Source organism: Agromyces archimandritae (genome assembly GCF_018024495.1).
Classification (GTDB): domain Bacteria; phylum Actinomycetota; class Actinomycetes; order Actinomycetales; family Microbacteriaceae; genus Agromyces; species Agromyces archimandritae.
Window position 1 is genome coordinate 476,355 of the sequence record NZ_CP071696.1, and the last position, 12,543, is coordinate 488,897.

Here is a 12,543-nt window from a genome sequence, read left to right on the forward strand (position 1 = left end):
TTGACTCCAGCACAGTTCGACAGTTGATGGGATCGCCGGACCGCTTGGCACGAGGGGTGCCGACCTGTTGCGAGTCTATCGCGACGCGGAATGCGCCGCCGCGGTCCGGCAGGTGCCGGAAGCACCTGCCGGACCCACCTGCCTAAAGCGCGCCGTCGAGCGCTTGCCGCAGCAGATGCTGCAGGGCGTCGAGCTGCACGGAGTCGGCCGAGCCCTCTTCGATGTCGCTGCCGTCGAGGGCGCGCGCGGCGAGCCCCTGTTTGCGGTCGATGAGCTCGGCGATGCGCGCGTCGATGGTGTGCGCGGCGATGATCCGCCACGCGGTGACGGGCTCGTCCTGGCCGATGCGGTGCACGCGGTCGATCGCCTGGGTCTGCTCGGCGGCCGTCCAGCTGAGCTCGGAGAGGACGACGTTGGAGGCTGCCTGCAGGTTCACGCCGACGCCGGCGGCGGTCAGCGAGCAGACCGCGATCGAGACCTCGGGGTCGCGGTTGAAGCGGTCGATCGCGTCCTGCCGCTGCAGGGCGGACTGGTCGCCGCGGATCGACACGACGCCGAGCTCGCGCGCCCGGAACGAGGTTTCGGCCTGATCCATGACGTCGATGTGCTTGGCGAAGAAGACCACCTTGCCGACCGAGCGGGCCAGCTGCGCCGCGTAATCGGCGGCGAGGCCGGCCTTGGCCTGGCCGATGCGGCGCACCATCGTGAAGACGTTGTCGCCGGACTTGGCCGATTTCGATTCTTCGAGCTCGGCGCTCGCGACGGCGCGGATGAACTGGTCGCGCTGCTCCTCGTCGAGGTCGCCGATGCGGAGGCGCCGGGCTTCGACGAGGGCGCGGAAGCGCTGCACGAGCCGGTTGCCGAGTTCGCGTTCGGCTTCGCGGATGGATCGGCCGAGTTCGTCGTCGAGTTCGACGGGCAGATCGGCGATGCGCTTGGCGGGCAGGTCGGCGGCGACGTCGACCTTGCGGCGGCGGACGATGCCGAGATCGATCACGGCTTGCCGGGCGGCCGGGTAGAAGGCGTGGTCGGCGGGGGTCAGCCCGGTCTCCTCGAGCTTGAGGAGGAGTTCGGGCGAGGGCTTGTCGCCCTGGATCCACCCGAGGAACTGCCAGATCGCCCGGAAGTCGTCGACGTCGTTGATGAGCGGCGTGCCGGTGAGGGCGAGCATGAGCGGGTCGCCGCCGGGGGCGCTGCGGCGCACGCGGTCGGCGAGGGCGAGCACGTTCTTGGAGCGCTGCGACTGGAGGTTCTTGATGAAGTGCGCCTCGTCGACGACCATTCCGCGCAGGCCCAGGGTCGACAGCCACGCGACATGCCGGTCGAGCACGTCGTAGTTGACGACGATGACGTCGGCGAAGGCGTCGACGTCGCGGCCGTCGCCGTGGATGACGGTGGCGCGCCGGTGCGGGGTCCAGCGTTCGACCTCGCGGGCCCAGTTCATCTTGACGACGTTCGGCACGACGGCCACGAGCGGGAAGGCGTCGGCGACGGATGCGGCGAGGATCGACTGGGCGGTCTTGCCGAGGCCGGGCTCGTCGGCGAGGAGGAAGGTGCGGTGGCCGCGACGGGCGGCTTCGACGAAGCGGGCCTGGTGCTTCATGAGTTCGAGGCCGTGCGGCGAGAGCCGGTCGACGGCCGGGGCGTCGGGCAGTTCCATCGTCGCGCTGCGGCCGCCGGATCCGGACTCGAAGGCTTTGAAGAGGGGGCCGAGCAGTTCCCAGTTGACCAGGCGCCGGGGGCGGCGACGGGGGCGGCGACCGGGGTGAGGTCGGGGGCGAGGAAGGGGTTGGCGAGCTGCCTGGATCGCACCGACGGCGGCACGACCTGGTGTTCGCTCGTGATGGGGGCCGGCTCGGCCTCGCGGGTGATGATGAGCTCGTCGGGGCTGAGATCGGCACCGGATTCCAGCAGCCAGTCGCGGCGGAAGCGCTGGGCGACGGTCGAGATGGATGCGTCGGGTTCGAGCAGCGTGATGAGGCTCGTGTCACGCGCGGCGGTCTTCGCGAGGATCTGCGCGATGCCGTCGAGGCGTTTCAGGAGCTCGGCCCGGGCGGCGTCGCCGATCTCGGGGTCGGCCTTCACTCGGCTCCGCTCTTCGCGCATGAGCAGGGCGATGACCTGGAACTTGGTGCGGTTCGTCGGACCGAGCTTGCCCTTCTGCGCCTTCGTCTCGACCTCGCGCACCTTGCGGGCGAGGATCGGGATGATGGGTGCGTCGTCGTCGCGCGAACGCGTGCTGCGGCGCTGCCTCGTCTGGGCCATGGTCCTCCCGGGTTCTGGGGCTCTTGCGTGCGGGCCGGTCGGCACCGCAGCCGGGCCGCGGGTCGCGCGCCGCTGCGGCGGGCTGGCGGTCCGGCATCGCCGGTGGATCCCGAACCGAGCAGGGCGCGAGCGGGTGCCTCGCGCCGTCGGGACGAAGAACGGATTCACCGGACGGGATCCCAGTCTACCGCCCATGCGGGCTCCGGCGCCATGCCTGGCGCGGCGGCGGGGGCCGCCGTACTCTGGGAGCATGGACGAACTCGCGGGGGCGGGCGCGGACGTGCCGCCCGAAGATCTGGATCCGGAGCGCGAATCCGAGGGGGAAGGCGGTATCGCGCCCGATGACGATTCACGCACCCTCGACGATGCGCTCGACGAGGAGGACCCGGGCATCGACGCCGAGCGCCGGGTGGATCTCGGCGACGAGCGCCGCGGCGGCGGCACGGATGCGGCGGCGGCCGAAACCGAGGAGTGACACCCCCGGGGAATACCCTGGTGGGGTGATCGAGGACATCAAGAAGCGCGCCCTGCACCGCACGCGGATCATCGAGGGTCAGCTGCGCGGCATCGAGAAGATGATCGAGAACGAGGACTACTGCGTCGACATCGTCACCCAGTCGCTCGCGGTGCAGAAGTCGCTCGCCTCGCTGAACAAGCTGCTCGTCGAGAACCACCTGCGTACGCATGTGACGCATATGTTCGAGGCCGGCGGCGATGAGCGCGAGGCGGCCGTGACCGAGCTCGTGCGCATCTTCGAACTCTCCAACAATCGGGGCTGACCCGGCCGTTCCCGGCGCCGGGCGGCATCGGGGCCGGACGGCGCCGGGAGCTCAGGTGCCCGGGGCGGTTTCGGCGATCCACTCGTCGAGGTCGCTCGGGCGGTCGGTGATGATGCCGTCGACGCCGAGCGCGCGCACCACCTCCCAGGTGTCTTCGCTGTTCAGCGTGTAGGTGAGCACGCCGACGCCGGCCTCGTGCAGCAGTTCGACGGCGCCGGGGGCGCGCTTGACGGACTTCGCGGTCGTGGCGATCGCGATGACGCCGTAGCGTTCGGCGATGCGGGTGGGGTCGGCCGGCAGCTCGCGCATGAGCAGGATGCGCGGCAGGAAGGGCGCGGCGCGCTGGGCCGATTCGACGGCGGCGAGGCTGAAGCTCTGCAGCACGACCTGGCTGCGCACTCCGGCCTCTTCGACGGCTGCGGCGATGCCGCGGACCTGCTCGGCGGTCCAGTCGCCCTTCAGCTCGAGGAGGGCGCGGGCGTGCGGGCGCACGGCGAGCGCCTCGAGGAGCTCGTCGAGCTGCGGCACGCCGACGCCGGCGTAGGCGGGCGAGTACCACGAGCCCACATCGGTGCTAGCGAGCTCTGCGGCGGTGGCGTCGGCGACGCGGCCGGGGCGGCCGGCGACGCGTTCGAGGTCGCCGTCGTGGATGAGCACGGGCACGCCGTCGCGGCTCAGCCTGACGTCGGTCTCGATGAAGGCCATCGGCCCGTCGAGGCCGGCTTCGAGGGCGGGCATGGTGTTCTCGGGGGCTTCGGCGCGGTCGCCGCGGTGCCCGACGATGAAGGCGGGTTCGCCGCGGTCGCGGAGCGCGCCGAAGACGTCGACGGCGGATGCCCGCGGCGGCGTCGCCGCGACGACGAGCGATGCGCTGAGCACCGCTGCGGCGGCGACGGCCAGGGCGATGCGGGAGCCGCGGGATCGGATGCCGTGACTCGGCCCGCGGCGTGGGCGGATGGCGGGGTCGGATGCGGGCTGCGGGCGGTCGTGCACGTTCGGGCCTTTCCGCGCGAACGCTCACCTCGTCGTTCGCGTGCCCGCCACACTACCCGAATCGTTACCGTTTCGTTACATACATGCCGGAAATCCCACGGATCTCAGCGACGCTCGTTCCCGTGACGATAGTTGCCGGTCGCCTTCGCGAGCAAGAGCTGCTCCTCATCCGGCCCCGCCGAAGCGAGCGCCGCCTGCAGCTTCTGCGCCGGCGCCCCGCCCACGGTCACCACCGTCCGCCCGCCCCGGCTCACGAGCACGAGACCGCCCTTCGTGACGCGGTACGAGAACGGATCCGACTCCAGCATGCCGCGCGCATCCATCAGATCAGGCTCTTCGTGTGCCAGACGGTCTTGATCTCGGTGAAGGCGGTGATGCGCTCGAACGAGGGCGCCGCGGCATCCGCACCCGACTCGGGCCTGAGCACGCGCTTGACCGTGTCGGCCGCCGCGAACTCCAACTCGACCCAGTCGATGCCCCCTGCGCCCACCAGGTCGATCGCGTTCACCTCCGCATGGCTCGCCAGCCACGGGGCGACCTCGGCCGGCGAACCCGTGAGCACGTTCACGACCCCGCCCGGCACATCGCTCGTCGCCAGCACCTCCGCCAGGCTGATCGCCGAGAGCGGGAACCGTTCGCTCGCGACGGCCACGACCGTGTTGCCCGTCACGAGCGCCGGCGCCACCGCGGAGACGAAGCCGAGCAGCGAGGTGTCCTGCGGGGCGATCACCGCGACCACCCCCGTCGGCTCGGGCACCGAGAGGTTGAAGTACGGGCCGGCGACCGGGTTCGCGTTGCCGGCGAGCTGGGCGACCTTGTCGGTCCAGCCCGCGTACCAGACCCAGCGGTCGATCGCCTCGTCGACCTCGGCGCCGGCCTCGGCGCGGCTCGCACCCGACTGCGCGGCGATCTCGTCGACGAACTGCGCTCGGCGGCCCTCGAGCAGCTCGGCGACCCGGTAGAGCACCTGACCGCGGTTCATCGCGGTCGCCCCCGACCATCCGGCGAACGCGGCGCGGGCGGCGACGACGGCGTCGCGGGCGTCCTTGCGGCTGGCCTTCGCCGCATTGGCGAGGAAGGCGCCGTCGGCGCCGGTCACCTCGTAGCTGCGACCCGACTCGCTGCGCGGGAACTTCCCGCCGATCGCGAGCTTGTACGTCTTCGGCACGGCGAGACGGCTCATTTCGCCGACCCCTTCCTGCGGCTCGTGGATGCGGTGCGCCTTGCGGATGCGGCCCGGCCCGTGGATGCCCCGGCCGGCGTGAGATAGGCGGCGAGCCCGTGGCGGCCGCCCTCGCGGCCGAAGCCCGACTCCCGGTAGCCGCCGAACGGCGAGGTCGGGTCGAAGCGGTTGAAGGTGTTCGCCCAGACGACGCCGGCGCGGAGCGCGTCGGCGACGGCCAGGATGCGGCTGCCCTTCTCGCTCCAGATGCCGGCCGACAGGCCGTACGGGGTGTTGTTGGCCTTGGCGACGGCCTCCTTCGAGGTGCGGAAGCTCATCACCGAAAGCACCGGCCCGAAGACCTCCTCGCGCGCGATGCGGTGGCTCGTCTCCACGCCCGTGAACACCGTCGGGGCGAACCAGAAACCCGCCTCCGGCAGCTCGCACGGTGCGCTCCAGCGTTCGGCGCCCTCGGCCACGCCGACGTCCGAGAGCTCGCGGATGCGCTCGAGCTGTTCGCGCGAGTTGATCGCGCCGATGTCGGTGTTCTTGTCGAGCGGATCGCCGAGGCGGAGGGTCGCGAGCCTCGCCTTCAGCCGTTCGACGACCTCGTCGTGGATCGACTCCTGCACGAGCAGGCGGCTGCCGGCGCAGCACACATGCCCCTGGTTGAAGAAGATGCCGTTGACGATGCCCTCGACCGCCTGGTCGATGGGCGCATCGTCGAAGACGATGTTGGCGGCCTTGCCGCCGAGCTCCAAGGTCAGCCTCTTGTGCGTGCCGGCGACGGTGCGCGCGATCCGCCGGCCGACCTCGGTCGAACCGGTGAAGGCGATCTTGTCGACGTCGGGGTGTTCGACGAGGGCCGCACCGGTCTCCCCCGCCCCGGTGACGATGTTCACGACCCCCGGCGGCAGCTCGGCCTGCCGGACGATGTCGGCGAACAGGAGCGCCGTCAGCGGCGTCGTCTCGGCCGGCTTCAGCACGACCGTGTTGCCGGCGGCGAGCGCCGGCGCGATCTTCCACGCGAGCATCAGCAGCGGGAAGTTCCACGGGATGATCTGCCCGGCGACCCCGAGCGCCTTCGGCGAGGCGCCGAGGCCGGCGTAGTCGAGTTTGTCGGCCCAGCCCGCGTAGGAGAAGAACCAGCTCGCCACGAGGGGCACGTCGACGTCGCGCGACTCCTTGATCGGTTTGCCGTTGTCCAGCGACTCGGCGACGGCGAGTTCCCGGGATCGCTCCTGGATGAGCCGTGCGATGCGGAAGAGGTATTTGCCGCGGTCGCGCCCGCTCATCTTCGACCAGACGCGCTCATAGGCGCGGCGGGCTGCGGCGACGGCGTCGGCGACGTCCGCCTCGTTTCCGCTCGCGACCCGGGCGATGACGGACTCGTCGGCCGGGGAGATCGTCTGGAACGGTTCGCCGCGGCCCGGGACCCAGGCGCCGTCGATGAAGAGGCCGTACTCCTCGCGGAGGGCGAGGACCGAGCGTGACTCGGGGGCCGGTGCGTAGTCGAGGAAGCTCATGTCCGTCCTAGTCGATCGTCACGTAGTCGGCGCCGGAGTAGTGGCCGGTGCGCAGTTTCTGCCGCTGCAGGAGCACGTCGTTGGCGAGGCTCGACGCCCCGAAGCGGAACAGGTGCGGGGTGAGCCATTCCTCGCCGGCCGTCTCGGCGACGGTCACGAGATAGCGGATCGCGTCTTTCGAGGTGCGGATGCCGCCGGCGGGTTTCACCCCGATGCGCTGCCCGGTGAGGCGGTGCCAGTCGCGGACGACCTCGAGCATCGAAAGCGTGACCGGCAGGGTCGCTGCCGGGCTCACCTTGCCGGTGGAGGTCTTGATGAAGTCGCCGCCGGCGAGGATCGCGAGCCATGAGGCTCGGCGCACATTGTCGTAGCTGTGCAGTTCGCCGGTCTCGAGGATGACCTTGAGGCTCGCGCGAGTGCCGTCGGCTCGTTCGCAGGCGGCGCGCACGGCCGCGATCTGCTCGAAGACCTCGCCGTAGCGGCCTGCGAGGAAGGCGCCGCGGTCGATGACCATGTCGATCTCGTCGGCGCCGGCGGCGACCGCATCGGCGGTGTCGGCGAGTTTGACGGCGAGGGATGCGCGCCCCGAGGGGAAGGCGGTGGCGACCGCGGCGACGGCGACGAGGCCGTCGTCGGGGTCGCCGTGCGCTGCGCCGAGGGCGTCGCGGGCGACGCCGACGAGGTCGCCGTAGACGCAGACGGCGGCTACCCGGGGCGTCGACGGATCGGAGGGGTCGGGGCTGACGGCCTTCGCGACGAGCGAGCGCACCTTGCCGGGGGTGTCGGCGCCTTCGAGCGTCGTGAGGTCGATGAGCGAGACGATGCGGTCGAGGGCCCACGCCTTCGAGCTCGTCTTGATCGAGCGGGTGGCCAGGGATGCCGCCCGCTGCTCGAGCCCCACGGCATCCACACCCGGGATGCCGTGGAGATAGCGCCTGAGCGTCGCGTCGTCGGGCTCGCCGCCGAGCACGGCGAGCGCGCGCGCCCGCACCTCGGCGAGGTCTGCTGCAGCCATGTCGGACCTTCCTGTGTTCCCGCTCAGTCGGCGAGGAGATGACGGGCCGTGTCTTCGTCGGTGACGAGCACGGTGCAGAGGCCGCTTCGTACGACGGCGTCGGCGACGGGATGCTTGCTGTGGCCGGCGATGACGGCGATCGCGCGCGGCGAGGCGCGGATCTCGTCGAGGGTGAGGCCGACGGTGCGCGCGTCGAGCGCGGGGTCGACGATGTTGCCGTCGGAGTCGATGTAGCGGCCGACGACGTCGCCGACGGCGCCCTTGCGCACGAGTTCGTCGACATCGGCGACGGAGAGGTATCCGCTCTCGACGTGCACGGAGCCGTGGTCGGCGGCCCCGGCGCTGAAGAGGGAGGTGCCGGCGGTGCGGGCCCGGTCGATGACCCCGGCGACGACGCGGTCGGCTTCGATCGCCTGCTTCGTCTCGACGCGTTCGAGGATCGCCGGGCTCGGCAGCAGGGTCGCCTCTCCCCCGCCCTTGTGGGCGATGGCGACGGCGGTGGCGGCTGCGGTGCCGGCGCGGCGGTTGAGGCTGACGCCGCCGTTCATCTGCACGACTTCGACGCCGGAGGCCCAGCCGTTGACGAGATGGGAGGCGACCTCGTGCAGGGTGCGGCCCCAGCTGACGCCGAGGGTGCGCGGGACGGGGCGGAGGGCGGTCAGGTAGTCTGCGGCGGCCTGCGCGGTGCGGGCCTGCAGCTCTTCGGGCGAGGAGATGCCGGCGGTCGAGACGACGACGGCGTCGTCGAGCCCGCGTTCTTCGCGGAGGCGCCGTTCCATGGGCAGGCGGCGCGCGCGGGGGTGCACGATCTCGATGCGGATGAAGCCGGCATCCCGTGCCTGGCCGAGCAGGCGCCCCACCTTCCAGCGGGTGAGGTCGAGCAGTCGCCCGATCTCGTCCTGCGTCTTGCCGGCCTCGTAGTAGAGCTCGGCGGCGCGGATCGACAGGAGTTCATCGTGCCCCTGCATGCGTGCCTCCGTCCGTCCCGCTCAAGCGTAGAAGCGGGCGGTGCGGATCTCAACGCAAGTTGGTGCTTCTGCTCATATGAGCGGAGTGGATCGCTCCGATGCGCATCCGGCCGTCCCCTACGCTGGTGCCATGCCCGGCCCTCTCGCCCTCGCGCTCGACTTCGGCGGCACCAAACTCGAAACGGCCCTGATCGACTCCGACGGCGCCCTCGTGCCCGGCAGCCGGCACCGCCGGCCGACCGGCCCGGCCGCCACCTCCGACGAGCTCGCCGCCCGCGTCGCCGAGGCGATCCGTGCGAGCCTGGACGCGATGCCCGTCGGCGCCGCGCTCGCCGGCGCCGGCATCGGGGCTGCAGGCCCCGTCGACCTGGCTGAAGGAACCGTCTCGCCGCTGAACGTGCCCGCCTGGCGCGGGTACCCGCTCGCCGGCCTCGTCTCATCGCTCGTGCCGGGCGTACCCGTCACCCTCCGCATCGACGGCCTCTGCATCGCCCTCGCCGAGCACTGGATCGGCGCCGGGCAGGGCGCCGGCAACTTCCTCGGCATGATCGTCTCGACCGGCGTCGGCGGCGGGCTCCTCCTCGGCGGCCGCGCCGCGCCGGGCACGACCGGCAACGGCGGGCACATCGGCCATGTCGAGGTCGGCGGCCACGACGAGCCGTGCGCATGCGGCGGGCGCGGATGCCTCGAAGCCATCGCCTCGGGCCCGAACAGCGTCGCCTGGGCGCGCCGTCACGGCTTCACGGGCGCGACCGGCGAAGACCTCGCCGCCGCCTACGCGGCAGGCGATGCGGTCGCCCGTGCCGCCGTCGAGCGCGCCGGAACCGCCCTCGGTCGCACGATCGGGTCGGCGGCCAACCTCGTCGACCTCGACCGGGTGGCGATCGGCGGCGGCTTCTCCCGCGTCTCCCCCGACCTGCTCGAGATCGCCCGGCGGGCCCTGGCCGACCGCAGCGATTTCGGCTTCGTGCGCCGCGTCGAGATCGTGGCCTCGGCGCTCTCGGACGAGGGTCCGCTCATCGGCGCCGGAGCGCTCGTGCACCGGCCCGACCGGATCTGAGCGAGCCGCCGGCATCCGCACCCGTATCGTCTTCGAAGTACCGCGGCCGCGAGATCACGAGCCCGGCCAGGGCCGAGGCGATGCAGGCGGAGCCGAGCATCACGAGCGGCCCCGTCCACCCGCCGGTGAGGTCGTGCAGGCCGCCGGTGAGCATCGGCCCGGCCGCGGCGATGATGTAGCCGATCGACTGCACGAACCCCGACAGGGCGACCGAGCCGGCATGCGTGCGGGTGCGCATGTTGATGAGCACGAGCGAGAGCGGGAACAGCAGCGGACCGCTGCCGAGCAGGAACACCCACAGCCAGGTCGCCGTCGTCGGCACGGCGAGCAGTCCTGCCGCTCCGGTGAGCTGACATGCCGTCGCGATGCCGATGAGCAGCCGCACCCGGCCGAAGCGGGCCGCGACGATCGGCACGATGATGCCGGCGGGCAGTCCGGCGCCGGCGAAGAGCGCGAGCAGCGCCCCGGCCTCGGCCGGCGTCGCACCGGCGATGTCGGCGACGATCTGCGGCATCCACGCGAACCCCGAATAGGCGGTGAAGCCCGAGACGGCGAAGACGACCATGAGCGACCAGGCCACCGGTGAGCGCAGGGCGTGGCGGAGGCCGGCCGGCTCCGGCTCTTCGGGCAGTTCCTCGGGTTCGGCCCCGTCGGCCATGCCCGGCGCATGCGCTTCGGGTTCCGCCGGCGCACCGGCCGCGGCCGCGCGCCGCTCGGAGGTCTCGCGGACGGCGAGCACGATCCACGGCACCAGCGAGACGACGGCCAGCAGCGCCCATTCGCCGAGCGACACGCGCCAGCCGGCCGCATCGGCCACGGGCACGGCAACGAGGGGCGGCACGAGCGTCGACAGCGACATCGCCGTCGCGTACACGGTCGTCATCAGCCCGACCCGGTCGGGGAAGTAGCGCTTCACGAGCGGCGGCAGCAGCACGTTGCCGACGCCGATCGCGGCGAAGCTGAGGGCGCTCGCGCCGAAGAGGACGACCGCATCGCCTGCCGCACCGCGCCCGAGCAGACCGATCGAGAGCGCCAGCAGCGAGGCGATGAGCACCGGCTCGAGCCCGAAACGACGCGTCACGAGCGGTGTGAGGATGCCGAACACCGCGTAGCACAGCGGCGGCAGCATGCCGAGCGCGCCGACGAGCGTCGCGTTCAGCGGAATATCGCGCTCCAGCATCTCGAGCACCGGCGAGAGCGAGGCGACGGCGCTGCGCAGATTGCAGGCGACGAGGATGATGCCGAGCAGCGCGAGGGTACGCCCGGCCCACAGCGGGGCTGCGGGCACGGGTGACATCCGCTCCAGTCTAGGTCTCGCCTCCGACACGTTCCGTCGGCGGTGGATGCCGGGGCGCACCGAGCGCCCCGCCGTCACCCCTCCGGGCTGAGGATCGCCCGGGCGGCATCCACATCGGCGTGCATCTGCTCGATGAGCCGCGGCACGCCCTCGAAGGCGACCATGCCGCGGATCCGCTCCACGAACTCGATGTCGACCACGCGGTCGTAGAGGTCGAGCTCGCGGTCCAGCACGTACGCCTCGACCTGCCGCTGGGGCACGCCCTCGAAGGTGGGATTGTTCCCCACCGAGATCGCCGCCGGGTAGCGGGTGCCGGCATCCGTCAGCCAGCCCGCGTACACGCCGTCGGCCGGGATGAGCCCTTCCGAATCGGGCGAGAGATTCGCCGTCGGGAAGCCGAGTTCGCGGCCGCGTTTGGCCCCGTGGACGACGAGACCGGTCACCGTCGGCGTATGGCCGAGCAGTTCGCCGGCGCGGCGCACCTCGCCGGCCCCGAGCAGTTCGCGGATCCACGTCGAGGACACCCGCCGCTCATCGCCCGGCCGCACCTCGGCGATCACCTCGACGGCGAAGCCGCGCTCGGCGCCCATCCGTTCCAGGAGCCGCACATCGCCGGCGCCGCGCGCACCGAAGCGGAAGTCCTCGCCGACGAGCACCGCCTTCGCATCCAGCGCGTCCAGCAGCACCCGCTCGACGAACTCCTCGGCCGGCACATCGGCCAGGGCCCGGTCGAACCGCAGCAGCAGGGTCGCGTCGAGCCCGGTCGCGGCGAGCAGCTCGAGCTTCTGCCGGGTGCTCACGAGCTGCTCGGGGCAGATCTCCGGGCGCAGCAGCGCCAGCGGATTGCGATCGAAGGTGACCGCGACGCGCTCCAAACCCTCGGCGGCGGCGATCGCCTCGAGGCGGGCGATGACCGAACGGTGCCCGAGGTGCACGCCGTCGAACTTGCCGATGCTCACCGCCGACGGCCCGAAGCCGGCCGGCACCTCGCCGAGCCCGTCGAAAACCCTCACGCTTCGACCCCGTCGGCGGTGGATGCCGGGGAGGCGCCCTCGGCCCGCGCCTCGCCCCGCGGCCGATGCGCGGCGAGCCACCAGATGCCGAGCACGGGCAGCACCAGCGGGATGAACAGGTAGCCGTTGCCGTAGTACGACCACACCGAGGGGTGGCCGAAGAGCTCGGGAGCGAGGATGCTCAGGGTGCCGACGGTCAGCACGCCGACGAGCTCGAAGACGATCGTGACCCACGCCACCCGGTACCAACCGCGGCCGCTCTTGATGAGCGCGATCGTCGCGACGACGTAGACGACGGCCGACACCGCCGAGAGGGTGTACGCGAGGGGGGCTTCGTCGAACTTGCCGGCGATCTGCACGAAAGAGCGGCCGAGCGCGGCGAGGGCGAGCACGCCGTAGACGGCGACGAGCACGCGGCCGATGCCGCTCATGCGCGGTTTCGCGCGGGGATCACTGGTGGTCATG

At 72.0% G+C, this 12,543-nt stretch carries 12 protein-coding genes and 1 pseudogene; 3 read left to right on the forward strand and 10 right to left on the reverse strand.

The window, feature by feature from the left end:
- Positions 1 to 142 precede the first annotated feature (142 nt).
- Positions 143 to 2,265, reverse strand: a pseudogene (locus tag G127AT_RS02300) (DEAD/DEAH box helicase).
- A 250-nt stretch (positions 2,266 to 2,515) separates the two neighbouring features.
- Between G127AT_RS02300 and G127AT_RS02305 the strand changes: the two are divergent.
- Both G127AT_RS02305 and G127AT_RS02310 read left to right on the forward strand, forming a co-directional pair.
- Positions 2,516 to 2,740: a hypothetical protein gene (locus G127AT_RS02305; protein ID WP_210899377.1), complete on the forward strand. Its 225-nt coding sequence runs from the start codon at positions 2,516 to 2,518 to the stop codon at positions 2,738 to 2,740.
- A 25-nt stretch (positions 2,741 to 2,765) separates the two neighbouring features.
- Entirely contained in the window at positions 2,766 to 3,044 is a 279-nt protein-coding gene (locus tag G127AT_RS02310; RefSeq protein ID WP_210899379.1) for a metal-sensitive transcriptional regulator, read from the forward strand.
- A 51-nt stretch (positions 3,045 to 3,095) separates the two neighbouring features.
- Here the strand turns inward: G127AT_RS02310 and G127AT_RS02315 are convergent, their stop codons facing one another.
- From G127AT_RS02315 to G127AT_RS02340, 6 genes are all read right to left on the reverse strand, one after another.
- Positions 3,096 to 4,037 (reverse strand): glycerophosphodiester phosphodiesterase, encoded by a 942-nt coding sequence (locus tag G127AT_RS02315; protein WP_210899381.1) that lies wholly within the window; start codon positions 4,035 to 4,037, stop codon positions 3,096 to 3,098.
- 104 nt (positions 4,038 to 4,141) lie between these two features.
- Positions 4,142 to 4,360, reverse strand: coding sequence for a hypothetical protein (locus G127AT_RS02320; RefSeq protein WP_244857693.1), 219 nt, complete (start codon positions 4,358 to 4,360; stop codon positions 4,142 to 4,144).
- Entirely contained in the window at positions 4,360 to 5,220 is an 861-nt protein-coding gene (locus tag G127AT_RS02325; protein WP_210899384.1) for an aldehyde dehydrogenase family protein, read from the reverse strand. Before G127AT_RS02325 ends, G127AT_RS02320 begins: the two co-directional genes overlap by 1 nt.
- The gene (locus G127AT_RS02330; protein ID WP_210899387.1) at positions 5,217 to 6,725 is read right to left on the reverse strand and encodes an aldehyde dehydrogenase family protein; all 1,509 of its coding nucleotides are present in this window, start codon (positions 6,723 to 6,725) and stop codon (positions 5,217 to 5,219) included. The genes G127AT_RS02325 and G127AT_RS02330 overlap by 4 nt, the downstream gene beginning before the upstream one ends.
- A 7-nt stretch (positions 6,726 to 6,732) precedes the next feature.
- On the reverse strand, positions 6,733 to 7,740 hold the full coding sequence (deoC, locus tag G127AT_RS02335; RefSeq protein ID WP_210899388.1) for a deoxyribose-phosphate aldolase: 1,008 nt from the start codon (positions 7,738 to 7,740) through the stop codon (positions 6,733 to 6,735).
- A 23-nt stretch (positions 7,741 to 7,763) separates the two neighbouring features.
- Positions 7,764 to 8,708, reverse strand: a complete 945-nt coding sequence (locus tag G127AT_RS02340) for a sugar-binding transcriptional regulator (RefSeq protein WP_210899391.1) — start codon at positions 8,706 to 8,708, stop codon at positions 7,764 to 7,766.
- Positions 8,709 to 8,838: 130 nt separating this feature from the next.
- Here G127AT_RS02340 and G127AT_RS02345 point away from each other — a divergent pair, with 130 nt between their 5' ends.
- Positions 8,839 to 9,768, forward strand: a complete 930-nt coding sequence (locus G127AT_RS02345) for an ROK family protein (protein ID WP_210899393.1) — start codon at positions 8,839 to 8,841, stop codon at positions 9,766 to 9,768.
- Here the strand turns inward: G127AT_RS02345 and G127AT_RS02350 are convergent.
- From G127AT_RS02350 to G127AT_RS02360, 3 genes are all read right to left on the reverse strand, one after another.
- Positions 9,725 to 11,065 (reverse strand): MFS transporter, encoded by a 1,341-nt coding sequence (locus G127AT_RS02350; RefSeq protein ID WP_210899395.1) that lies wholly within the window; start codon positions 11,063 to 11,065, stop codon positions 9,725 to 9,727. The genes G127AT_RS02345 and G127AT_RS02350 overlap by 44 nt on opposite strands.
- Positions 11,066 to 11,139: 74 nt before the next feature.
- Entirely contained in the window at positions 11,140 to 12,078 is a 939-nt protein-coding gene (locus tag G127AT_RS02355; RefSeq protein WP_210899396.1) for a bifunctional riboflavin kinase/FAD synthetase, read from the reverse strand.
- Positions 12,075 to 12,542, reverse strand: a complete 468-nt coding sequence (locus tag G127AT_RS02360; RefSeq protein ID WP_244857694.1) for a hypothetical protein — start codon at positions 12,540 to 12,542, stop codon at positions 12,075 to 12,077. Before G127AT_RS02360 ends, G127AT_RS02355 begins: the two co-directional genes overlap by 4 nt.
- Position 12,543: the final 1 nt, after the last annotated feature.

Coding starts and splice junctions, on each gene's coding strand:
- G127AT_RS02320 (WP_244857693.1), bottom strand. CDS start 4,360: ATGGATGCGCGCGGCATGCTGGAGTCGGATCCGTTCTCGTACCGCGTC.
- deoC (WP_210899388.1), bottom strand. CDS start 7,740: ATGGCTGCAGCAGACCTCGCCGAGGTGCGGGCGCGCGCGCTCGCCGTG.
- G127AT_RS02325 (WP_210899384.1), bottom strand. CDS start 5,220: ATGAGCCGTCTCGCCGTGCCGAAGACGTACAAGCTCGCGATCGGCGGG.
- G127AT_RS02350 (WP_210899395.1), bottom strand. CDS start 11,065: ATGTCACCCGTGCCCGCAGCCCCGCTGTGGGCCGGGCGTACCCTCGCG.
- G127AT_RS02340 (WP_210899391.1), bottom strand. CDS start 8,708: ATGCAGGGGCACGATGAACTCCTGTCGATCCGCGCCGCCGAGCTCTAC.
- G127AT_RS02360 (WP_244857694.1), bottom strand. CDS start 12,542: ATGACCACCAGTGATCCCCGCGCGAAACCGCGCATGAGCGGCATCGGC.
- G127AT_RS02345 (WP_210899393.1), top strand. CDS start 8,839: ATGCCCGGCCCTCTCGCCCTCGCGCTCGACTTCGGCGGCACCAAACTC.
- G127AT_RS02330 (WP_210899387.1), bottom strand. CDS start 6,725: ATGAGCTTCCTCGACTACGCACCGGCCCCCGAGTCACGCTCGGTCCTC.
- G127AT_RS02305 (WP_210899377.1), top strand. CDS start 2,516: ATGGACGAACTCGCGGGGGCGGGCGCGGACGTGCCGCCCGAAGATCTG.